The sequence below is a fragment of the Streptomyces sp. NPDC127084 genome (assembly GCF_042724175.1).
Taxonomy (GTDB): Bacteria; Actinomycetota; Actinomycetes; order Streptomycetales; family Streptomycetaceae; genus Streptomyces.
In genome coordinates this window covers 1-21,479 of the sequence record NZ_JBHXFA010000128.1, presented here as the reverse complement: position 1 = coordinate 21,479, position 21,479 = coordinate 1, and the positions used below count along the sequence as shown (strand labels likewise).

Below are 21,479 nucleotides of genomic sequence, written 5' to 3'. Positions count from 1 at the left end.
GATATTCCCCTCCGCCGGGAACCGGCTCGGTGGTCTATGTCACGCCCCGTCAACCCCTCCTACGGTGGCGTAGGTCACTTGCGGCCGTGAATGATGTCGTGACGTGGCAGACGATTCGAGATCAACATCAGACGCAGTATTCGGGTCGTACGCGGCGATCGGTGACAGCTTCACCGAGGGCGTGGGGGATCCGGGGCCCGACGAGCAGTTCGTCGGCTGGGCAGACCGCCTCGCGGTGCTGCTCGACGACCGTGTGCCGGAGCACACCTTCCGTTACGCCAACCTCGCCGTGCGCGGCAGGCTTCTCGACCAGATCGTGGCGGAGCAGGTTCCCCGAGCGAAGGAACTCGCCCCCGACCTGGTGACGTTCTGCGCGGGGGGCAATGACATCATCCGGCCGGGCACCGACCCCGACGATGTAGCCGAGCGCTTCGAACGCGCCGTGGCCGACCTCCGCGCATCTGTCGGCACCGTCATGGTGACCACTGGATTCGACACCCGCGGCGTGCCCGTGCTCCGCCATCTGCGCGGCAAGATCGCCACCTACACCGCCCATGTACGGGCCATCGCCGACCGCCATGGCTGCCCGGTACTCGACCTCTGGTCGCTGAGATCCGTCCAGGACCGCCGCGCCTGGGACGACGACCGGCTCCATCTCTCGCCGGAGGGCCACACCCGCGTCGCCCTGCGTGCAGCCCAGGTCCTCGGTATCGAGGTCCCCGCCGACCCGGACCAGGAGTGGCCCCCGCTGCCGCCCCGGAACACGCTGGAGATCCGCCGCGACGACGTCAACTGGGCCAGGGAGTACCTGGTCCCGTGGATCGGCAGGCGGCTGCGGGGCGAGTCATCGGGTGACCATGTGGAGCCGAAGCGCCCCGATCTGCTCCCACTCTGAGGCTTGCCGCGAGGGAGCCCCGGCCGACCGGAAGGCTGACCGGGCCTCGACCGCCCGCGCCGGACCAGGGCGCGGAGTAGCGGGAGCCGCCGGAGTATGCGAATGGCACCGCCAAGGCGGGGCCCGGGGGCGAGGGCCGACTCGTGCGGGCGACCGGACGACACCCGCTCGCGTCCCGGAGTGCCCGGCCAGTGCGCCAGGTCGTGTCCGGGCCCGGCGTCCTTTGAAAACCCGGGCCCCGTGCGCGGAAGCGTTGTCCAGGACGACGGTGCACGGCCGGGCGGGGGCGAAGCCCCCGGGCGGCTTGTTCAGTAAGGTGGCCCCACCGTGCAGGCGGGCCAGGCGGGTGCACGGGCGCGGGGGAGGTTGTCGGCAGCTCGGTCAGCCCTGCGGGCACCTCCTGCTGTATCTCTCCTGGGCTGTCGCTACGCAGCACCCGCCAATGTCAGGACCGCGACCGGCAGGAGCAGAATCCACTGCGGCAGTCGGAGCAGTGGCTTCGCCCAGCCGACCGACAGCGTGACGACCAGGAAGGCGACTGCGTACGCGACGAAGTGCGCAGCCACGAACCACGCCATCAGGCCGGTCGCTGACGTATCGTCCGCCAGCGCGAGGTAGACCAAGGCTGCTGCGGAGAGCACCAGGTCGACGCTCACCATGTGCCACACGGCATGAAGGGCGCGTTTGGGTTCGTCTGCGAGTCCGCAGGACAGCAGCGGGCGGACCACATCCCGGTGTCCGGCGACAATGTGTATTGCGGCCACACCGAACGCGGTGATGCCCGCTGCGAGAAGCCAGCCGTTCATCGGATCTCGATTCCTTTGGCTATGACAGCAGCCAGCCGGCCGGCCAGCTGAGGGTCGGGTTGCTCCCCGACCAGGCCGACGTGGAAGAACACGGCTCCGGCCAGCGTGTCCAGGACGAGATCCACGGGCGTGTCGACCGCGATCTCTCCCCGCGTCACGGCGCGCTCGAAGACGATCAGCAGCCGCTCCTTCGACGGGGCCAGGAAGTCGCCGCGGATGCGCGCCTTCAGCACCGGATCGGCGGCGAAGTCGGCGAGCAGCCCCGGGAGCGCCGCTGCCGCGGCAGGTGCGTGGAACTCGTCGACCAGCCCCTGCAGCAGTGCGGTCAGGTCCCCGGTCAGCGTTCCGGTGTCCGGGACCGGAGCATGGTCGGTAGTCGTGAACACGGCCTCGAAGACCAACTCCGGCTTGCCCCGCCACCGCCGGTAGACCGTGTCCTTGCCGACACCGGCACGGGCGGCCACCGCCCCGATCGATGTCGCGGCGTAGCCGACCTCGATCATCAGCTCGGTGGCCGCGCTGACGATGGCCTCGTGCGAGCGGGGGTCCCTGGGACGTCCCCTCGAGGACGGGAAGGAGCTCATACCCATTTACGATACGGGTCGACCCGTTTGATAAACAACCCGGGTCGGTGTGCCAAGGGACATCACCGCTGAAGGGCATGCACAGTCCATGAGACGAGCTGCGGCAGCGGCGCCAACCGCAACGCACTTACTCAAGACCGCTTGGGCGTGGGGTCTCCGCAGGCCTTCCGGGCGTAGGTGTGGGGAGACCCCGACCTCGGCCCCAGGGGACCGGGGGAGGCCCCATGCATCTGGCGCCGCGGGCTGATCCTCAAAGGTCCCCGGACCGGACCTGACGGAGCTGTCGGCTCAACGCCTCGCGTTCGAGATCCAGTTCGCGTGCCAGCGCCTCGTCCGTCCAGGCCAGCATCGCTGCCCGGGTGAGGGTGCCGCCGTACGAGGTCATCTGTACAGCCAGACCGTCCAGCAGGGCCGTGAGCCGCCACGCGGCGGACGCGGGGTCGGCGCAGTGGAACTCGCCGGCCGCCGTGCCCTCGGTGATGACCGCGGTCAGTGCCGCTTTCCACTGCTGGTCGAGGTCGCGGGCCACCACACGCAGTGCGGGGTCGCGCAGGGATGACGCCCAGCCTTCGATCCACAGGCGCCAGCCTTTGGCCTGGCCCGTGGGGGCGTACCAGCGGACAGCGGCGCGCAGCCTGCGCAGCGCGGAGGTGCGTCGACCCAGGATCCGGCGGAGGTGTGCCAGGTCGCCCTCGGCGGCATGGGCGAAGGCGGCGGCGACCAGCTTCTCCTTGGTTTCGAAGTGGTAGAGGACCAGTGCGTTGCTGACCCCGAGCGCCGCGGCGACATCGGCGACACGTACGGCCGAAACTCCCCGGGCCTCGATCTGTGCCACGGCGGCCCGCAGCAGCTCCTCGCGCCGTTCGGCCACGCTCAACCGGACTCTCGCCACGCGGTTACCCTACACACGCCTGTACGGGCCCTGCGGGGCTTCGGTGTGAATGCTCTCAGGCGTCCCAGCCGTAGCGTTCGGTGATCACCGGCAGCCGTTCGGCGGCGATCGCGTGCGCGGCGGCGCGCGGGGTGCAGGCGTCCGCCTCGGCTCGGGCGAGCATCTGGCCGACCAGGGCACGCATGGAGCGGCGGGTATGGGCGAAGGCCTCGTCCGCGTCGGCGGAGATGTCACCGAAGAGAGTCCACCACCACCAGGCGTTGGTGCCCGAGTTCACGACCACGTCCGGCAGCACCGTCACCCCGCGGGCGGCGAGGAGCCGTTCGGCGTCCGGAAGCACCGGCATGTTGGCGGCCTCGACGATCCAGCGGGCCCGTACCCCGGCTTGGTTGTCCGGGTCGATGGCGTAGGAGACGGCGGCGGGCACGAGCACCTCCGTGTCGGCCGACAGCCAGGCGTCGCCCGGCAGCTCGGTGTCGTGCGGTCGCAGTGCGGCGCGATCCACCGTGCCGTACGTGTCCCGTGCGGCGAGCAGGGCTTCCACATCCAGGCCGTCGGGGTTGGCGATGGTGCCCTTGACATCGGCCACGGCGACGATCCGCAGGCCGGCCTGGGACAGGAACCGCGCCGTGGCTCCGCCCATCGTGCCGAACCCCTGCACGGAGACCCGGGCACCGGTGCGAGCGGTTCCCGCGCGGTCGAGCGCGGTGAGCACCGATTCGGCGACACCGCAGCCGCCGACCAGTTCATCGAGGCCGATGCCGTCGACCTCGATGGCGAAGGCGTCGGCGAGCCGCCGGCGTGCCGCCGGTTCGTCGTCGAGCAGCCGGAACACGGCCTGCACGGACGAGACCAGGCCTGCCTCGGCGGCTGCCCGGTCGACCAGGTCCTGGCTGAGGCCCAGGTCCTCCCCGGTGGTCCAGCAGCTCTCGATGTAGGGACGCATCGCGCGCAGATAGCGGACGAGTACGCCGTAGGCCTCGGGGTCCCGCGGGTCGCAGTCGATTCCGCCCTTCGCGCCGCCGAGCGGTACATAGCGTGCGCTCGGGTCGTCCGCGTGGAAGTGCAGGGCCTCCTTCATGGTCATACCGCGCGCCAGCCCCGCCACCTCGTCCAGGGTGCATCCCGCGCGCATCCGCAGGCCGCCACTGGCCACCCCGCGCACGAGGCGGTCGACCACCAGATGGCCCTGCCGCCCGGTCACCTGGTCGGTCCAGGTGAGCGAGATAAGCGGAGCGGCAGTGGTGTCCACGACGGACATGAAGCCTCCAACGGGCGACGGACTGAACCGTCGGTCAGTATCCGGAGGCCGTGGACTCGTGTCAACGCGATATCCGCGCAGGCCGGAGCCGGTCGGCAGACCCGGACCGTACGCCGTGGAGCGCACTGACCGGATGTGACATGCCTCATCGAGGGGAACCAGCCGCCCCACAGGCACGTTCCCGCACTGTCGTACCCCGCACATAATGGAATCCCCGCGAGGAAGAAACCCCCTACCCCAGGAGGCCCTGTGGCCGGCGCCGCGTCCCCGAGTTCCCTGCGCTCCAGGCTGCGGTCACTGCGCCCGGCTGCCTTCGGGGCCGACCCGGAAGGGGAGCGGATGGAGCGGATCCGCCGCTCGCCCAACTTCGCGGACGGGGTTTTCCTGAATCCGGTGGAGGCCAGGACCAGACCGTCCGGTTCCGCCCTTGAGTTCGCGAAGATCTACTTCGAGCGGGAGGCCCGCCGGAGGCGTACGCCCGCCGCGCCCATTCCGCTGCACGGTGACGCCCTCGCCGATCTGGCAGCTCCGCCCGCCACCGGGCTGCGGCTCACCTGGATGGGTCATTCGAGCGTCCTCGCCGAGATCGACGGCCGCCGGGTGCTCTTCGACCCGGTGTGGGGCTCGCGCTGCTCGCCGTTCGCGTTCGCCGGGCCCAAGCGGTTGCACCCCGTCCCCGTACCGCTGACCGCGCTCGGCCCGGTGGACGTCGTGGTGATCTCGCACGACCACTACGACCACCTGGACCTGCCCACCATCCGTGCCCTGGCCTCCACGGACAGCGTGTTCGTGGCACCACTCGGGGTGGGCGCCCACCTGGAGCGCTGGGGCGTCTCCGAGACCCGGCTGCGTGAGCTCGACTGGAACGAGTCGACGGAGGTCGCGGGGCTGCGGCTGACCGCCACCCCGGCCCGCCACTTCTGCGGGCGCGGGCTACGCAACCAGCAGCACACCCTCTGGGCCTCCTGGGTGGTGCACGGGCTGTCCGGCGGCCACCGCGTGTACCACAGCGGGGACACCGGCTACTTCCCCGGTTTCAAGGAGATCGGTGCCGAGCACGGGCCGTTCGACGCCACCATGATCCAGATCGGCGCCTACAGCCAATACTGGCCCGAGAACCACACAGACCGTACCCCGCTGCCTGGCGGGTGGCCGGACATTCACATGACCCCGCAGGAAGGCGTCCAAGCACATCTCGACCTGCAGGGATCCAAGCCGCACGGCGTGCTGCTGCCGATCCACTGGGGCACCTTCAACCTGTCCTTCCATGCCTGGGCGGAGCCTGCGGAATGGACGGTCGACGCCGCGGAGGAGGCCGGCCAACCGGTGGCCGTCCCGCGTCCCGGCGAACCTTTCGAACCCGCTGGAACGCTGCCTGTGGATCCCTGGTGGCGCCCGATCTCCCATCCGATCGCTCACCCATGGCGTCGCCCGGAGCCGGTGGATCTCCCGTCGAGCGAGTCCCGAGCCGGGGACATGGACCTTGCCGGGGAGCGGTGACGCCGGGCACGCATATGGTCACGGCAACGAACGCGTGAGCCAGACCACTTCACCGTTGTCTTCCGTGGAGACGTGATCCCGCTCGAATCCGAGCTTCTCGAGGACACGGAGCGACGGTGTGTTCCACGCGCCGACGGTCGACCAGAGCCGTTTCCGCCCGGTCGCGACAGCGGCATCGAGTACCGCGCCGGCCGCCTCGGTGGCGTAGCCGCGGCCATGCGCGCGCTGGAACAGCTCATACGCGATTTCAGGCTCCTCCAGAGTGGCGCGGCCGATGATCAGCCCGCAGTAGCCGATGCACGGAACCCCGACCTGGAGCAAAGGCATCGGGCCGAAAGGCGACCAGCTCCGCTGACAAGGAAGCCTGGACGACTGGATTCGCTGTCGAACCCCTCGATCTCGCCGGCGGTGACAGCACGGCGTGCGCGAGGAACGGCGGCGCCATGCGGCCGCCGGCGGCCTCGCGGACGGCCAGGTCGCCGGGGCGAGTCAAGGCCCTCGCCGGGAGTTCCTGGTAGGGGCTCAAGAGGAAGACGGTTGTGCTCGACGATACGTCAGGCGAGGCTGGGCGACCGCCATTCGATCGCCGACCCGCTCGGCCAGGGAGGTGATCGCTTGGCCGAAGGGTGCGCGCGTGGGGCCGGAGCTCGCCCTCACCGGTGGCCCGTACGGGCCACCGGTGTTTTCGTGTGTGGCCGCTGTCCGGCAACGGAGCGCCGACGCGTAGCCCTCGCCGCGCGACGCTATCGCCCGACCCGGGGTGGGGTGGCCGTGCCGTAGACCCGTCTGGCGTGTGAGGCGTAGAGGCGGGGACCCAGGACTGGCATGACGAGCCGGGGCACGAACGGCGCGCTGGTGAGGACTTCCTTGATCACGTCACTGTCGCCCTCGTACATGACCATCCCGAAGCCGAGCGCGAGGGTCTTCTTCGGGATGGTCGCAAAGGCGTGTTCACCGAACAGTGCCCATTCCGCCGCGGTCATGTGCTTCTCGGCCAACGGGAGGATCTCCTTCTCCTCCAGGGCCATGTGCTCGATGAGCCTCTCGCTCAGGACATCAACGCCTGAGGCGAGTTCAGCTCCGCCCTGGGCTGTACCGCGCCAGACCGGCAAGAGGGCGGTCACCGTCTCGAGTGCTGCGTGAATGTCCTGGTGCTGCTTTTCCATGACCGGCACGATGGCCATGCTCTCCTCACCGCCGCGCGCGAGCAGCAGCGGCCAGACCTTGGCATCCTCACCCTCGTGATGGGCGTCCAGGATTGCGCAGATCTTGTCCGCGTGGTCCGCGACGATCGCGGCCCGCTCAGTGTCGCCCGGACCGACATCACGGACGAGCTGGGGAAGAAGACGGAACTCGCGACGGAACATGCGATGGGCCATGTACATGTCGCGCACATCGGCCATGGGAGTGCCGGGTGTTGGCTGAATCACGGGGGCCTCGGCTGTCTGGTGATCTAGCGATCACGGGGATCTGGCGGTGAAGCAGTTGGTCTGCAGGGGGCAGCTTCGGCGCGCTGCGTCGGCTGTCTGGCGGCGCGTGGCTGATCGCCGCCGCCTCCCTCTCGGCTCCGAACAACGCGAAGGCTGCCGAATCCGCCCGGTGGGGCCAGTACAAGGAAGGCGAGGTTGTGGCACGCCCGGTGGGATGAGCCCGAGGGGGCATCGCACTCTCGCCTCGTCCCCGTCGACCACGTAGGCCGGTTCCTGCCGCCGCATGGACGCCCGTCACCCGCCGACACCAGCACCCTCGCTGTTCGCCCTGGACACCACAACCCTATAGTATTCAAGAGATCTATAGAATAGGAGAGTAGTTGTGCACTTCTTCTTCGTCTCGCACGGTCCGCCGTACGGCACCGAGCGCGTCCGCACCGGGCTGCTGTCGGCGACTGAGGTGGCCAAGCGGGAAGACAACGCTGTCAAGGTCCTCCTGACCGGAGACTCCAGGGTCTCCGCCGCCGAGGGACAGTGACCATGTACGAAGCACTGCCTCTTGCCTCGCTCCGCAGCACCGAGTACGCCTATCTCGACGAAAAACAGCACATCTATCTCGACCACACCGGTGCCGGGCTTCCCGCGAGACGTCAACTGACGGGACACGCCGAGCGGTTGACGTCCGATGCCTACGGAAATCCGCACTCCCTCAACCCCACCTCCGCCGCCTCCGGGGCACTGGTCGAGCGGGCTCGCGCCGCGGTCCTGCGCCACTTCGACGCCGATCCCGCCGAGTACGCCGTGGTGTTCACCCCGAATGCCACCGGCGCGCTGCGCCTGGTCGGCGAGGCCTACCCGTTCAGCCGTCGGAGCCGACTGGTGCTCCTGATGGACAATCACAACTCGGTCAACGGGCTGCGGCAGTTCGCCCGGGCCCGCGGCGCCCGCACCACGGTGGTGCCCTTGGACCTGCCGGAGTTGCGAACCTCCGAGAGGGCCCTGCGCGAGGCTCTTTCCGGACGGCGACGGGGCCTCTTCGCCTACCCGGCACAGAGCAACTTCAGCGGGGTGCAGCACCCGCTGAACTGGGTGGGCATCGCCCAGGAAGCCGGGTTCGACGTCCTGTTGGACGCGGCTGCCTATGCCCCCACCGGACGTCTGGACCTCTCAACCGTCCGGCCGGACTTCGTGGCCGTCAGTTGGTACAAGGTCTTCGGGTACCCCACCGGGATCGGGTCGTTGATCGTGCGACGCGAGGCCATGGCCCGACTGCGACGGCCCTGGTTCTCGGGCGGCACCGTCCAGGTGGCCAGCTCCCTGGCGCAGTGGCATCGCATGACGGCTGACGAATCGGCGTTCGAGGACGGCACCCTGAACTTCCTCCACATACCCGATGTGGAGGCGGGCCTGGACTTCCTCGGATCGATCGGCATGGATGCCGTGCAACGTCATGTCGGCCACCTGACCGGCATGTTGCTGGAGGGGTTGCGGGAACTGACGCATGGTTCGGGCGCGCCGATGGTCCGGCTCCACGGACCCGCCGGTACGGACATGCGCGGCGGCACGGTCGCCTTCAGTCTCCTGGACGCCAACGGCGCCATGGTCGACGAGCGGCTCGTCAGTCGGGACAGCGCGGCACTCGGTATCTCGCTGCGCACCGGATGCTTCTGCAATCCGGGGGTGGGTGAAGCCGCCTTCGGTATCGGCGAGCCGGATCTGCGGCGCGCCACGCGGGAGACGACCGGCACGATCGACGACTACATGGGGCGTCTCTCCATATCCTCGGGCGGCGCGGTGCGGGTCTCGGTCGGCCTTTCGTCCAACCTCGCCGACGTCAAGAGGTTCCTGCGCTTCGTCGAGGACACCTACCGCGACCAGGAGCCGCGGGCTGCGGGGCTGCCGCCGCGGCTGCACTGCTGAGGCCGCAGAGGACCACGGACCGAACCACGGGCCGCTCTGCACCGCGCCAAGGAGCGCGAGGAACAGGAGTGGTTGGCCCTGTGGAACGGACCCGTCGGCCGTAACTAACCGGCCGCGAACCAGTCGTGGGTTCCCAGCTGTGTCGAGGCCGGGCCCATCGACACCCTCTCTTTGCCCCGGCTGTCCCGTCCCCGTCCGGGCCTTGGTCATCCGGGGCGTCTGCCCTGCTCCCGTCAGGGCGCATCCCCGCTATCGGAGGTACAGCCCCATGTCTGTCGGCACGTTCGAGCCGGTCCGCGCCCAGGAACCGCCCGGCCGCCGCACCCTCGCCGATCGCACTGCGGCCGTCCTGGTCGACCGCCGCAAACTCGTCATGATCGTCTGGCTGGTCGTGGTGCTGCTGGCCGCCCCGTTGGCCGCCACCCTCAACGGCGCCCTGTCGGGGGCTGGTTGGACCGCTCAGGGTTACGAGAGCCAGGAGGTCCGCGAAGAGCTCCGTGCGGACTTCGCCGACCTCGGCGCCGAGGCTGCGGTCGTGGTCGTCCAGGTCCCGGCAGAGGACGACTTGGACGCGGCTGTGAGCAGTGTCCTGCGCAGCCTCGACGGTCAGGACGAGGTCCGCAAGGTCACCGACCCCCGCGTGGCGCAGACCGGCCTCGTCAGCGAAGTCGGCACCACGGCGCTCGTCCCGGTCCATCTCCGGGCCGACGACGAGGCCGGGCTGCCGGAAGCCGCCGCAGCGGTCCGCGACACGGTCGACCGCACCGCCCTGCCCAAGGGCGCCTCCGCGGACGTTACCGGTGAGTGGCCGATGTGGGCGGACTTCAACGAGTCCAACGAAAAGGCCATGCTCAAGGCCGAGATCATGTCCGGCCTGCCCATGATGATCCTGCTCTTCGTCGTCTTCGGCAGCCTGATCGCCGCAGGCATGCCGATGATGCTGGCCGTTTCGGGCATCGCCGTCGCTTACGGCACCCTGCACCTGATCACCATGGCCACCCCCGTGTCCGTGTGGTCGATGAACTTCTCCATGATGATCGGCATGGCGCTCGGCATCGACTACGCCCTGTTCATCGTCACCCGCTACCGCACCGAACGCGCAAAGGGCAGCGACACCCAGACCGCACTGGCCACCACCCTCGCCACCTCCGGCAAGGCGATCTTCCTGTCCGGACTCGCACTGATCCTGGCACTCGGTGCGGTGTTCCTCCTGCCGGTCATGGTCTTCCGCTCCATGGCTCTCGGCATGATCATCGCGGTGGTGGCGGTCGTGGCCGCCGCCCTGACCCTGCTGCCGGCCGTGCTGGCCGCCCTCGGCGACAAGGTACTGCGCGGGCGCGCCGAGCGCAGCGCCCGCAGCGAAGCACGCTGGGGCCGCTGGTCGGACAGGGTCGTCCGGCGCCCCGCCGTCGGCCTGGTCGCCGGGCTGGCCTTCCTCGGCGCCCTGACCGCGCCGGTCGCCGGGGTGGAACTGGGCATGCCCGGAGCCCGCGTGGTGGACGCCGGATACTCCAGCCGCGACGGCTACGAGACCATGACCGACGCATTCGGTCCCGGTGCCGCAGCCGCCCTCTACGTCACCACCCCCGCCGAATCGGCGGACGAGGTCCTGAACGCCGCGCAGGGCCGGCCCGGCGTGAAGAACGCGGCACTCGCAACCGAGCCGGCTGATACCGGCCGCACCGTCGTCCGGATCACACCGACCACCGCCATCGACGACAACAAGACCGCCGACCTCGTCGGTGACCTGCGCGCCGACCTCGACAAGACGGTGCCCGCGGCGAAGGTGGGCGGTCCAGCCGCCCAGAACCACGATATGACCGAAGCCTTGACGGCGTCCGCACCATGGATCATCGCCCTGGTACTCGTCATGTCGCTGCTGATGATGCTGATCGTCTTCCGCAGCATCATCATCTCCCTGGTATCGACCGTGATGAACCTGCTCACCGTCGGCGCCGCGTTCGGTATCGCATCGATCATCTTCCAGCACGGGGTGGGAGCCTCACTCATCGGCACGGAGTCCCAGGGCTTCATCAACGCCTGGGCCCCCGTGTTCTTCTTCGCGATCCTCTTCGGCCTGTCCATGGACTACCAGCTGTTCCTGCTCGCCTCGATCCGCGAGAAGTACGAACAGACGGGGGACAACCGCACCGCAGTCCGTGAGGGCATCGCCGCGACGGGACGGCCCATCACCAACGCCGCAGTCATCATGGTCATCGTCTTCGTCGCGTTCGGCGTGACAGGCCCCATCCCACCAACCGAACTCGGCATCACCCTGGCCATAGCCGTCATCCTGGACGCCACCCTTGTACGCATGCTGGTCGTGCCCGCCGCCCTTGCCGTCTTCGGCAACAGCAACTGGTGGATGCCCGGCTGGCTCGACAGGGCGCTGCCCGCCTTCACCTTCAAGCACTGAGCCCCCACCATGACGCCGGGCGGCGCGGACCATCCCCCGTACCGCGCCGCCCGGCCTGCCGCCCGCCATGCCGGTGACGATCGCACTCGCGCCGACGACGGCCGCCACCCCGCGTCGTCGTGGCGACGAGCCGCTTGTGATCCGGCGAACCGCGGGGCGGCGTACCCCGCCGTGACAGATGACGCCGTGGTCCACCGCCGCGCTTCCGCGGCTCGGCCGTCAGCTGCTGACAGTGCTTATGGGAAGTCCACCCTGACGCCATTCCAGCACGCCGTCCTCGAGCACCATTGCCCGAAGGCCGTGCCGCATGAGGATCTGAGCCGCCTTCGGAGCGAAGACGCAGTGCGGGCCACGGCAGTACGCGACGATGTCCATGTCGGCGGGCAGCCGGGACAGGTGGTCACCCAGTTCGTCGAACGGTACCGACGTGGCTCCGGGGATATGACCGGCTGCGTACTCCTCGGCGGGCCGTACATCGATGATGAACACATCGCCACTCAAGGACCGGGCGACGAGTTCCTCCCTGGTGACCCGCTCGAGCGTCTCCTCGCCCTGCAGGTATTCGCGGACCAGCTGCTCAACCTCGGCAAGGCGGGCACCCGCCAGTGCCCACAGCTCCCGCACAAAGAACGCCACCCGCTCATCGGCGAGAGAATAGATGACCTTCGTGCCCTCCTTGCGGGTCTCGACCATGCGAGCGTCCCGCAGGACCTGGAGGTGGCTTGAGGTGTTGCCGACCGTCATGTTCGTGGCAGTGGCGAGAGACTCCACCGAGCGTTCGCCCTGCCCCAGGGTGTCCAGCAGTTCGATGCGCTTGGGGTTGCTGATGGCCTTGCCGATGCGGGCGAGCTGGCCATATAGGACATCCCGCACCTTCCGCTCCGACATGGCATCTCCGGTCGTTTCTTTTGTTCTAGAGATATCTAGAACACGTGAGGTGGCAAGGACTCTCGGCCGTCCCGCTCAGAGGCGGTGATCAAGGCAAAGGCGCAGGTAGGCGCGGCGTATGAGATCAGGTGTGGCCGGTTACGTGGCGCCAGGAGTCTCGGTTACGGGGCTGTCGGGTCGTCCCTGGTCACGTGGGAGATATTACCCGACGGGGCATCGCCCGTGGCACACCCGAGCTGCGCCAGGGCGCGCACCCGGGCCTGCGGCGGACCAGGCGGGCGCCATGCTCCGGGCTTCTGCGTCACTGACTGCTGCACGGGGCGCTGCGACATCCCGGCACGGCGGCGACCCGCCGGGCGGAATCCTGGTGTGAGGTTGGTCCAAGGTCGCGTGGTTGTCGGACTTGGGCTGGTCGCAAATCGTTTGTCCGGTGCCTTGCCTGGCGTGGACGCCATCCGCTCGTCCATGACGGGGTTGGTCCGGCGAACAGGGTTCCTGCTCGGGTGGTCGCGTGAGGGTCGGCGCATGACGGCAGGGAGCCTCGGACGCCTCGCTGGGCGGCGGCGCGTGAACCCAGGGGCGTGACCTCGGGGGGAGGTGCGTCGGCTCGGGCGTTGGGGCCCTCTCCCCGCCCACCTCGCCCGGGTCCGAGCGGAACCCGCTGGGGGGCTGGCTGGGCCGCCGGCCTACCCGGGCGCGGGGGGCGCGGCGAGCCGCGCGGTGGGTTTTCGTTCTGCCGTACGAGGCCTCATACCAGAGACGGACGATCCCGGGGCAAGTTTGTCAAGTGCCCACCGCAGATGAACGGTTGACGACTACCGTGTGTGGCCGGTGATCAACGGTGGGCTCACCACGCCTGGTGGTGCCCGGCCGCTGAGCCGCAGCTGAATGCCCGTAGTACGGCCACGTACCAAGGACGCTGATGTCTCAACTTCGCGCACCCGCCGCGCGGCCGGACCGCCGTGAGGGCGGCGGACGGCACGGTCGGTCAGGCTCCCGCACCCCCGCAGCGGGCCCCCGTGCTCCCCGCACCCCTGCCACAGGCAGGCAGCGGTCCGCACCAGCAGCGCCACCGGAGTCCCGGATACGTCCCCAACTGCTGCGTACCGCGGTCCTGCCGGCCGTCGTGGCCTCGCTCAGCGGAGCCGCCGCGGTGCTCTTCACCATCCGGGCCACAGCCCCCCGGCCCTCGGTCGCGCTCTGGCTCGCCCTGCTGGGCTCCTCGGCCCTGGCCCTCGCAGCGGTTGCCGCCGCGGTGTTCAGCGCGAACCGGACCGCGAGATCCGTTGCCCACCGCTGCGACAAACTCCGCCGCTCGACCGCTCGCGATCATGCGGAGCTGCGCACGGTCCTGGAGGGACTGCGTCGCGGTGAGCGCCCGGGGCCCCGCCGTGACATCCCGGTCCCCGACGCCGACGCGGACGAGTTCGACCTACTCGCCCATGATCTGAACCGGTCCCATGACGCCGCCGTCGCGGCAGTCGTCCAGGCCTCCCGGCTGGCCGGCACCGGCAGCGACCAGAAGGTCGAGGTCTTCGTCAACCTGGCCCGCCGGCTCCAATCCCTGGTCCATCGTGAGATCCAGCTGCTGGACGAGCTGGAGAACGAGGTCGAGGACCCCGAGCTGCTGAAGGGCCTCTTCCACGTCGACCACCTCGCCACCCGGATCCGCCGCCACGCGGAGAACCTGGCCGTGCTCGGTGGTGCCATCTCCCGTCGCCAGTGGTCGAACCCGGTCACCATGACGGAGGTGCTGCGCTCCTCGATCGCCGAGGTCGAGCAGTACCCGCGAGTGAAACTCGTGCCGCCGATCGACGGGACGCTGCGCGGCCACGCCGTGGCCGATGTCATCCATCTGCTCGCCGAACTGGTCGAGAACGCCACGTTGTTCTCGGCCCCGCACACCCAGGTCCTGCTGCGTGCCTCACATGTCACGGCCGGACTCGCCGTCGAGGTGGAGGACCGGGGCCTCGGCATGTCCGGCGAGGAGCAGCACCGGATGAACTCCCTGCTCGCCGACCCCGACCAGGCCAACGTGGCCACCATGCTGCAGGACGGCCGCATCGGACTGTTCGTGGTGTCCGCTCTCGCGCGCAGGCACGGCATCGCCGTACGGCTCCAGTCCAATATCTACGGCGGCATCCAGGCCGTACTCGTCCTGCCCAAGGGACTGCTCGGCGAGGAATCCGAGGCGACCGGTCCGATCGCCGGACAGGCCCCCGTACACACGCCCGACCAGACCGGCCCCAATGCCGTCGTCGCGCCCCCAGCGCACCACGCACGCGTAGCCATGTCCGCACCGACGCCCGCACCGACGCCCGCACCCGCATTCGTCCCGGCCCCCACCCCACCGCCCACGACCGCCCCGACCGGCGGCTCGCAGCGCTCACTCACCTACGTCACCACCGGCCCCGGCATCCCGCACCAGCCACCCCAGCGACCGGCACAGGCGCCGCAGACTCCGCAGCAACCCGGTGCCTCCGCCCACGGCCCGCTCCCGGCAACCGCCGCGACAGGCCCGCGCCCCACGCTCCCCAAGCGCCGCGCCCAGGAACATCTGGCGCCGCAACTGCGCCATGACCCGGTCCCGCGGCCCGCGGAGGAACAGGCGATCCACGACCCGGGCCTGATGGCCGCCTTCCAACGCGGTATCGGCCTCGCGCAGAACCAGAGTCCCCCGACCGCCCCCCACGAACCGCACCTTCGGGACGACACCCACAAGGAGTAGATGCACCATGGCGAGCGATACGCCGACCGGCCATTCATCGGATCTCGACTGGCTGCTCAGCGGACTGGTCCAGAGAGTGCCGTACACCCACAACGCGGTTCTGCTTTCCTGCGACGGCCTGGTGAAGTCCGTACACGGCCTCGACGCCGACAGCGCCGACCACATGGCAGCGCTGGCATCCGGGCTGTACTCACTCGGCCGCAGCGCCGGTGCCCGGTTCGGCGATGGCGGCGAGGTCCGCCAGGTCGTGGTCGAACTCGACTCGACCCTGCTCTTCGTGTCCACCGCCGGTTCGGGCACCTGCCTGGCCGTGCTCGCCGGGCGCGAGGCGGACGCGGCGGTCCTCGGCTACGAGATGGCGATGCTGGTCAAGAGCGTACGGCCCTATCTGATCACCCCGGCGAGACAGCCGGCTGGAGCGCCGACCCCCACGGGCCACTGACCGTGCCTGCCCCGCAGGACGGGCCCTGGCTCGACGACGCGGCCGGGCGCCTGATCCGCCCGTACACGGTGAGCGGCGGCCGGACCCGTCCGACGGCAGCACTCGATCTGCTCTCGCTGGTGATGGCGACCGGTACGGCACCGCAGTCCCATCTGGGCCCCGAGCACACCCTGGCGCTCGGGCTCTGCGACGGACCCACCTCAGTGGCGGAGATCTCCGCGCACCTGAGGCTCCCGGCGGTCGTCACCAAAGTGCTCCTGTCCGATCTCGTGGACTGCGGGGCCGTCACCGCGCGGGCGCCCCGCTTCCAGGAGGCCCCAACCGACCGCTCTCTGCTGGAGGCAGTGCTCGATGGCCTACGACGACGGCTCTGAATCCCGAGGCCTTCCGGGACGTTCGGCCGCGGATCTCTTCCCCACCGCACTGAAAATCCTGGTCGCCGGGGGGTTCGGGGTCGGCAAGACGACCTTCGTCGGCGCGGTGAGCGAGATCGAGCCGCTGAGCACGGAGGAGGTGCTGACCACGGTCAGCGAGGCGACGGACCGGCTGGACGGGGTCGAGTCCAAGACCACCACGACCGTCGCCATGGACTTCGGCCGTATCACCCTCGACGAACGCAATGTGCTGTACCTCTTCGGCACACCGGGCCAGGAGCGTTTCTGGTTCATGTGGGACGAACTCTCCGAAGGCGCGCTGGGCGCCGTCGTGCTGGCCGACACCCGCCGCCTGGAAGAGTCCTTCGCGGCCGTCGACTTCTTCGAACGGCGCGGAATCGGGTTCGTCGTCGCCGTCAACGAGTTCGACGGCGCCTACCGCTACGAGCCGGAGGAGGTGCGGGCCGCCATCGACCTCAAACCTGAGATACCGGTCGTACTGTGCGACGCCCGGCTCGCCAGTTCCGGAATACGGACCTTGGTCACCCTCGTCCAGTATCTGCTGATCACCACACCGGCACCGGCTGCGGTGCCGAGCTACGGAGCACACTGATGACGTACGACCCCACCGGGCATCTGCTGCTCACCCCCATCGACCGTGACGCACCGACACGGGTGCGCAGACTGCGTCAACTGGGGCTGGGGGAGCGGGCGGAGCCCGCCTTCGACGACTTCGCGCACCGGCTGGCCGAGGTGACCCGAGCCCCGTACTCGATGGTCAACTTCATCGATGAGAACCAGCAGTTCTTCGCCGGGCTGCACACCCCGACGGGCAACCACTCGGGAGAGCAACTCGACGCGGCGACCGCCGCGACGGGCGCCGATGTGAGCCGTTTCATGGCACGCGACCACGGCTACTGCCCCCATGTGGTCGTGCGGCGCAAGGCGCTCGTCCTGGAGGATGTGTGCGACTATCCGCGATTCGCCGGGAATCCGGTCGTGGACGAGATCGGCATCCGGTCCTATCTCGGGGCGCCGCTGATCGACCGCACGGGAATCGCACTCGGCACGATCTGCGTGGTGGACACCGAGCCGCGGCCCTGGGGCCGGGCCGGGCTTGAGACGATCAAGGCACTCGCCGCCGAGCTGGCGGAGCAGATCCACCACCGTGAGGACAGCGCGATCTGACAGTGCGTCGTGACGCCGGTACCGGCCGCGGACCGGACGGTGTGCCGGGGCAGCGGAGTGCGACGGCGGAACCCGACGGCGGTTTATGACGCCGGACGCCTGACGACGGTTTGTGACGACGGCCTATGACGACGGACACCGGTGGCGGGTGTGCCCGGCCAGGCCGCCGAATGGAGACTGACGACCGCGCCGAAGGCACTCCGCACCGGCCGGCCCCGCCCCGTCACAGGGCGGGAGCCAGCCGGGTCACCGCCGAGAGGCGCTGCGACCACTGGCCCTTGGCGGTCCCCAGCGCCACCTCACCGAGCCGGAGCAGCTGGATGTCCGAGGTACCGGCGGGCGCGAAGATATGGTGGGCGTCCCGCAGATAGCGCTCGATGGGACGGTCGGTGAAGAGACCGGCCGCCGCGTGGATCTCCATCGCGTTCCGCGCCGAGTCCAGCGTCGACTCGACATTGACCAGCTTTGCGTTCATCAGCTCCGCGTCGCAGGGAATCCCCTGATCCAGCAGGTGCACCGCGTGGTAGGCGGCAAGCCGCGCCGTCATCAGCCGTGACTGTAGCTGTCCCAACTTCATTTTGATGGAGGGGAGTTCGTGCAGCTGCTTGCCGTAGCGCCAGCGCTCCGAGCAGAAGCGGATGCTCTCCTCCAGGATCGCCTCGTGGATGCCGAGCGCGACCGCGGTGAGGTTCGCCCGTCCGTACAGCACGCTGGAGGAGTAGGCGACGGCGAGTCCGTCTCCCTCCGCACCGAGCCGGTTCGTCACCGGCACCCGGCAGTTGTCGAAGAACAGCTCCCCGAAACTGAAACCGTGCAGACCCATGGTCGGCTTCTGTTCACCTGTGCGAAAGCCCGGTCGGCCCGACTCGACCAGAAGGGCCGTCAGCCCCTCTGAACCCGGGCCCGTACGGACCACGACGCCATGGAGATCGCCGACATGGCTGTTGCCGACGTACACCTTTCGGCCATTGAGGACGTAGTCGTCGCCGTCACGCACCGCGGTGGCGGTCATGCCCAGCACATGACCGCCCGACTCGGGCTCAGTGACCGCGATCGTGGGCAGGCACTCACCGGCGGCGATGGCCGGGAGCCAGGTCTTCTTCTGCTCCTCGCTGCCGAAGTGCACCACCTTCGCCGCACCTAGTTGGGAGGCCTGGACCATGGCCCCCATGGCGGCGCTGACCCGGGATATCTCCTCGATGATGATGGTCTTGGCGAGGTGGCCGGCTCCCATCCCGCCGTACGCCTTGCCGATCGTGGCCCCGAGCCAGCCCTGACGTGCGATCAGCCGCGACAGTTCGTGGTGCACCGTGCGGGCCGACTCCATCGCGGGAATCCTGGGGCGGACCTCGTTCTCGGCGAAGTCTCTGACGCTCTCCCTGAGCTGATGGTGCGGACGGCTGGTGAAGTACCCGTCCATGGCGAGCCCTCCTCTGCGAAAACGCCTGCTCGCGCGGGTGTGCGAACTGGTGGTGCATCGGTGCGGTCCCGTGCCGTACGGGCCGGCCACTACTTGGCACCCCATGGTGTTGATCACCGCCAACGGCATCCAGGCAGACTGACAACTATGGCTGAAACCCGGGCCGTTGACGTTTGATTGAAGCTGTGCGCTGGGTGGTAGTGGCCCGCCGGTTCTCCCGAAGGGCATTCCCTCCAGGCCACTCCTTGCCACATGCCAAGGGCAAAGGTTTTACGGGAGCGCCGGGCGCGTGGTTGTGCCGCCCCGCGCCTCTGTCCGCGCCGGGCGCCGCAGCAGTGCCGCGCCGGCGGTGGCAGCCCGCGTTTCGGGCTCGCCCGAGGTGGAAAGTATTCGCTCACTGGTTGTCAGACGGTTCCCGGCCCGGCGAGAACTGAGCGTCGCTTACCCGGAGTTGGGCGACACCAGCGCGCAGTCACTTCGGCTCCGACCCGCGTTTCTGGAAGACGGGAGTCAGGGGGCGAAAGGTTGAGCGAAGGCATTGTGATGACATTCACCACCATCCCGGCCTGCGGTAACGCATGGTGATGAGTTGCCTACGACTTCAGCACGTACAGTTACGCGTGTGCAGACAGTCGACGAAGGAGACTCATGCGACCGTTCGTACTGAACTTCGTACTTCCGGCCGAGAGCCCAGCGGTCACGATTTCCTACAGCTACGACCCCGCCCTCCAGCTGAACGTGCTGGCGGACGGGCGCCCCGCTGTCGATGACAGGGCGGTGCTGCTGGCGACCGGGACGACCACATCCACGGCCGGTTCCAAGACTCACTTCGACGACTGAACAGACCGGCGCGAGAAATGACCGTGCTCATCCTGACCTGTCGGCAGGACGTCACCGCCGACATGGTGGTCGCCAAGCTGCATGAGCGAGGCGTGCCCCTGGTTCGCCTCGACCCCGCCGACGTCCCCGGCGAGGCCGCTCTGTCCGCCGAGTACGTACAAGGCGACTTCTACGGCCATCTGTCCACGGAGGGGCGCCTGCTGAGCATGGGCGCCCTCCGCTCGATATGGGTCCGCAGGCCGGGGGAGCCCGCGGCTCATGCCCCGGAACCCTCGGAGTGGCTCACCGCGGAGACCGAGCAGGCGCTCTACGGGATGCTCTACTCCGCAGCCGCGCGGTGGATGAACCATCCCGCCATGTCCGCCCAGGCCCGGTGCAAGCCGTGGCAGCTGAGTCTCGCGCACCGCAGTGGCTTCGCCGTGCCGCCCACCGTCATCACCACCTTCCCGCGGGTGGCGCGGCAGTTCGCCGCCCAGTACCGGGACATCGTCGTGAAGTCGGCTTCCGGGCCGCCCGTCGGCGATCCGCCGGTCGCCCTGCCCACCACCCGCATCAACCAGGACGCCGACTTCTCCTCGGTCGCCGCCGCGCCGACCCTGCTCCAGCAGTACATCGCCAAGCGTGCCGACATCCGGCTCACCGCGGTCGGCGGCAGGCTGTTCGCGGCGCGCAAGCTCGCCACGTCCGACCAGGTCGACGGGCGCTACGGCAGTACCGGCCACCACTGGCAGTCGGTGGATGTGCCCCCCCGGATCGCCCGCGCGGTGCGTGACTACAACGGTGAGGCGGGCCTCGCCTATGCCGCCTTCGACTTCGCGGAGGACGAGGAGGGGGTGTGGTGGTTCTTGGAGTGCAACCAAGGCGGGCAGTTCGGGTTCATCGAACTGGAGACCGGTCAGCCCATCGCGGACGCCGTCGCCGGCTGGCTCGCCGCTGCGCCGAACGGGTCGGGCCGCGTTATGCCGAGCACGTCCGCGGGGGATGGTCATCGTGTTCTATGACCACCTCCCCCAAGGAGAGACCATGCGTATGCGCACTCTGGTGGCATCGGCCGCACTGGCCACCGCCGCGGTCTTCGGCGGCGCCGGTGCCGCCGCGGCCCACGACGGCCCCACCGCCATCGGTGTGGTGTCGGGTTCGCCCGGCCTGCTGTCGGGCAACGTGATCCAGATGCCGGTGTACATGCCGTTCACCTTCTGCGGCAACAGCTTCACCGTCATCGGGTTCTTCAACCCGGCGATGGGCGTCTACTGCGTCGCGTAGGCGCTGGGCGGGACGGCAGGACGGCCCGGACCCGGTGGATTCTGTGCGGGGGAGCGTGACACAGGTCCACCGGGCCCGTCCGTGCCCGAACCGGTACACGCCGTGCTCGCTGAGCCGCGGGACGGCCGGGCCGGGAAACGGTTCGTGACCACCCTGGGAAGTGCGGTATGGTTCTCATGCGCGTTTCGGCCGGGGGAAACCCCAGGTCAGGCGGGCATCGGGACGTGGCGCAGCTTGGTAGCGCACTTGACTGGGGGTCAAGGGGTCGCAGGTTCAAATCCTGTCGTCCCGACTTGTAGAAGTCGCAGGTCAGGGCCGGTTTTGGAGATATCCGAAACCGGCCTCGACTGTGGGCGGGGGTTGTTTTTTGTATACCCCCACCCCCCCCTCGACTGTTTTCCGGGTACCAGTTGTGGGCCGGCGTCCTTGACCGGCGTGAGCGGATGACGACCGGGCTGGGCAGGGACTCCGCAAGATCGTCCGATGGCGAGATCATGCTCGACCCGGAATCCCCCGGCCCTGGACGCGCTGGTCACGCGCCGACGGAACTCGCGGCGGACGGCACGGCCTTCGAGCTCCGCGTGCGGTCCGTCTCCGCTGATGCCGGCAGTCGGCGGCCCCCGGTGCGAGGG

At 69.2% G+C, this 21,479-nt stretch carries 21 protein-coding genes, 1 tRNA gene and 1 pseudogene; 15 read left to right on the top strand and 8 right to left on the bottom strand.

What is annotated here, in order from left to right; translation table 11 throughout:
* Positions 1 to 103: 103 nt before the first annotated feature.
* The gene (locus ACFWI9_RS25580) at positions 104 to 895 is read left to right on the top strand and encodes an SGNH/GDSL hydrolase family protein (protein WP_387165391.1); all 792 of its coding nucleotides are present in this window, start codon (positions 104 to 106) and stop codon (positions 893 to 895) included.
* A gap of 425 nt (positions 896 to 1,320) precedes the next feature.
* Here the strand turns inward: ACFWI9_RS25580 and ACFWI9_RS25575 are convergent, their stop codons facing one another.
* From ACFWI9_RS25575 to ACFWI9_RS25560, 4 genes are all read right to left on the bottom strand, one after another.
* A complete protein-coding gene (locus tag ACFWI9_RS25575) occupies positions 1,321 to 1,701 on the bottom strand; it encodes a hypothetical protein (protein WP_387165390.1) in 381 nt (126 codons plus the stop codon).
* Entirely contained in the window at positions 1,698 to 2,285 is a 588-nt protein-coding gene (locus ACFWI9_RS25570; protein ID WP_387165389.1) for a TetR/AcrR family transcriptional regulator, read from the bottom strand. Before ACFWI9_RS25570 ends, ACFWI9_RS25575 begins: the two co-directional genes overlap by 4 nt.
* 250 nt (positions 2,286 to 2,535) lie before the next feature.
* Complete coding sequence (locus ACFWI9_RS25565) at positions 2,536 to 3,177, bottom strand: TetR family transcriptional regulator C-terminal domain-containing protein (protein WP_387165388.1); 642 nt, start codon at positions 3,175 to 3,177, stop codon at positions 2,536 to 2,538.
* A gap of 55 nt (positions 3,178 to 3,232) precedes the next feature.
* A complete protein-coding gene (locus ACFWI9_RS25560) occupies positions 3,233 to 4,438 on the bottom strand; it encodes a Glu/Leu/Phe/Val dehydrogenase dimerization domain-containing protein (protein WP_387165387.1) in 1,206 nt (401 codons plus the stop codon).
* 339 nt (positions 4,439 to 4,777) lie between these two features.
* Here ACFWI9_RS25560 and ACFWI9_RS25555 point away from each other — a divergent pair, with 339 nt between their 5' ends.
* On the top strand, positions 4,778 to 5,938 hold the full coding sequence (locus ACFWI9_RS25555) for an MBL fold metallo-hydrolase (RefSeq protein ID WP_387165393.1): 1,161 nt from the start codon (positions 4,778 to 4,780) through the stop codon (positions 5,936 to 5,938).
* An 18-nt stretch (positions 5,939 to 5,956) separates the two neighbouring features.
* Here the strand turns inward: ACFWI9_RS25555 and ACFWI9_RS25550 are convergent.
* Together ACFWI9_RS25550 and ACFWI9_RS25545 are read right to left on the bottom strand one after the other, a co-directional pair.
* A pseudogene (locus tag ACFWI9_RS25550) lies at positions 5,957 to 6,235 on the bottom strand (GNAT family N-acetyltransferase); the annotation flags it as partial.
* Between the two features lie 446 nt (positions 6,236 to 6,681).
* The gene (locus ACFWI9_RS25545) at positions 6,682 to 7,323 is read right to left on the bottom strand and encodes a hemerythrin domain-containing protein (protein ID WP_387165392.1); all 642 of its coding nucleotides are present in this window, start codon (positions 7,321 to 7,323) and stop codon (positions 6,682 to 6,684) included.
* A 427-nt stretch (positions 7,324 to 7,750) separates the two neighbouring features.
* Between ACFWI9_RS25545 and ACFWI9_RS25540 the strand changes: the two genes are divergently transcribed.
* The 3 genes from ACFWI9_RS25540 (at position 7,751) to ACFWI9_RS25530 (ending at position 11,704) form a co-directional block, all read left to right on the top strand.
* A complete protein-coding gene (locus tag ACFWI9_RS25540; RefSeq protein ID WP_387165386.1) occupies positions 7,751 to 7,906 on the top strand; it encodes a hypothetical protein in 156 nt (51 codons plus the stop codon).
* Between the two features lie 2 nt (positions 7,907 to 7,908).
* Complete coding sequence (locus tag ACFWI9_RS25535) at positions 7,909 to 9,288, top strand: aminotransferase class V-fold PLP-dependent enzyme (RefSeq protein ID WP_387165385.1); 1,380 nt, start codon at positions 7,909 to 7,911, stop codon at positions 9,286 to 9,288.
* Between the two features lie 268 nt (positions 9,289 to 9,556).
* Complete coding sequence (locus tag ACFWI9_RS25530; RefSeq protein ID WP_387165384.1) at positions 9,557 to 11,704, top strand: MMPL family transporter; 2,148 nt, start codon at positions 9,557 to 9,559, stop codon at positions 11,702 to 11,704.
* Positions 11,705 to 11,923: 219 nt separating this feature from the next.
* On the opposite strand, the gene ACFWI9_RS25525 is transcribed toward ACFWI9_RS25530, so the two are convergent.
* Positions 11,924 to 12,592: an ArsR/SmtB family transcription factor gene (locus ACFWI9_RS25525; protein ID WP_387165383.1), complete on the bottom strand. Its 669-nt coding sequence runs from the start codon at positions 12,590 to 12,592 to the stop codon at positions 11,924 to 11,926.
* 922 nt (positions 12,593 to 13,514) lie between these two features.
* On the opposite strand from ACFWI9_RS25525, the gene ACFWI9_RS25520 reads away from it, so the two are divergent.
* The 5 genes from ACFWI9_RS25520 to ACFWI9_RS25500 are packed head-to-tail and all read left to right on the top strand — an operon-like array spanning position 13,515 to position 17,324.
* A complete protein-coding gene (locus tag ACFWI9_RS25520; RefSeq protein ID WP_387165382.1) occupies positions 13,515 to 15,320 on the top strand; it encodes an ATP-binding protein in 1,806 nt (601 codons plus the stop codon).
* Between the two features lie 7 nt (positions 15,321 to 15,327).
* On the top strand, positions 15,328 to 15,762 hold the full coding sequence (locus ACFWI9_RS25515; RefSeq protein WP_387165381.1) for a roadblock/LC7 domain-containing protein: 435 nt from the start codon (positions 15,328 to 15,330) through the stop codon (positions 15,760 to 15,762).
* Positions 15,763 to 15,764: 2 nt separating this feature from the next.
* A complete protein-coding gene (locus ACFWI9_RS25510; protein WP_387165380.1) occupies positions 15,765 to 16,136 on the top strand; it encodes a DUF742 domain-containing protein in 372 nt (123 codons plus the stop codon).
* Complete coding sequence (locus tag ACFWI9_RS25505) at positions 16,114 to 16,749, top strand: ATP/GTP-binding protein (RefSeq protein WP_387165379.1); 636 nt, start codon at positions 16,114 to 16,116, stop codon at positions 16,747 to 16,749. The genes ACFWI9_RS25510 and ACFWI9_RS25505 overlap by 23 nt, the downstream gene beginning before the upstream one ends.
* Positions 16,749 to 17,324: a GAF domain-containing protein gene (locus tag ACFWI9_RS25500; RefSeq protein WP_387165378.1), complete on the top strand. Its 576-nt coding sequence runs from the start codon at positions 16,749 to 16,751 to the stop codon at positions 17,322 to 17,324. Before ACFWI9_RS25505 ends, ACFWI9_RS25500 begins: the two co-directional genes overlap by 1 nt.
* 223 nt (positions 17,325 to 17,547) lie before the next feature.
* On the opposite strand, the gene ACFWI9_RS25495 is transcribed toward ACFWI9_RS25500, so the two are convergent.
* On the bottom strand, positions 17,548 to 18,744 hold the full coding sequence (locus ACFWI9_RS25495) for an acyl-CoA dehydrogenase family protein (protein ID WP_387165377.1): 1,197 nt from the start codon (positions 18,742 to 18,744) through the stop codon (positions 17,548 to 17,550).
* A 648-nt stretch (positions 18,745 to 19,392) separates the two neighbouring features.
* On the opposite strand from ACFWI9_RS25495, the gene tgmA reads away from it, so the two are divergent.
* The 5 genes from tgmA to ACFWI9_RS25470 form a co-directional block, all read left to right on the top strand.
* Positions 19,393 to 19,584 (top strand): putative ATP-grasp-modified RiPP, encoded by a 192-nt coding sequence (tgmA, locus tag ACFWI9_RS25490; RefSeq protein WP_338674114.1) that lies wholly within the window; start codon positions 19,393 to 19,395, stop codon positions 19,582 to 19,584.
* A gap of 17 nt (positions 19,585 to 19,601) precedes the next feature.
* Complete coding sequence (gene tgmB, locus ACFWI9_RS25485; protein ID WP_387165376.1) at positions 19,602 to 20,585, top strand: ATP-grasp ribosomal peptide maturase; 984 nt, start codon at positions 19,602 to 19,604, stop codon at positions 20,583 to 20,585.
* Between the two features lie 22 nt (positions 20,586 to 20,607).
* Positions 20,608 to 20,847, top strand: coding sequence for a chaplin (locus tag ACFWI9_RS25480; RefSeq protein WP_387165375.1), 240 nt, complete (start codon positions 20,608 to 20,610; stop codon positions 20,845 to 20,847).
* Between the two features lie 218 nt (positions 20,848 to 21,065).
* Positions 21,066 to 21,139, top strand: a tRNA-Pro gene (locus ACFWI9_RS25475).
* 151 nt (positions 21,140 to 21,290) lie between these two features.
* The coding region (locus ACFWI9_RS25470; RefSeq protein WP_387165374.1) for a hypothetical protein at positions 21,291 to 21,479 on the top strand (189 nt) is incomplete at its 3' end.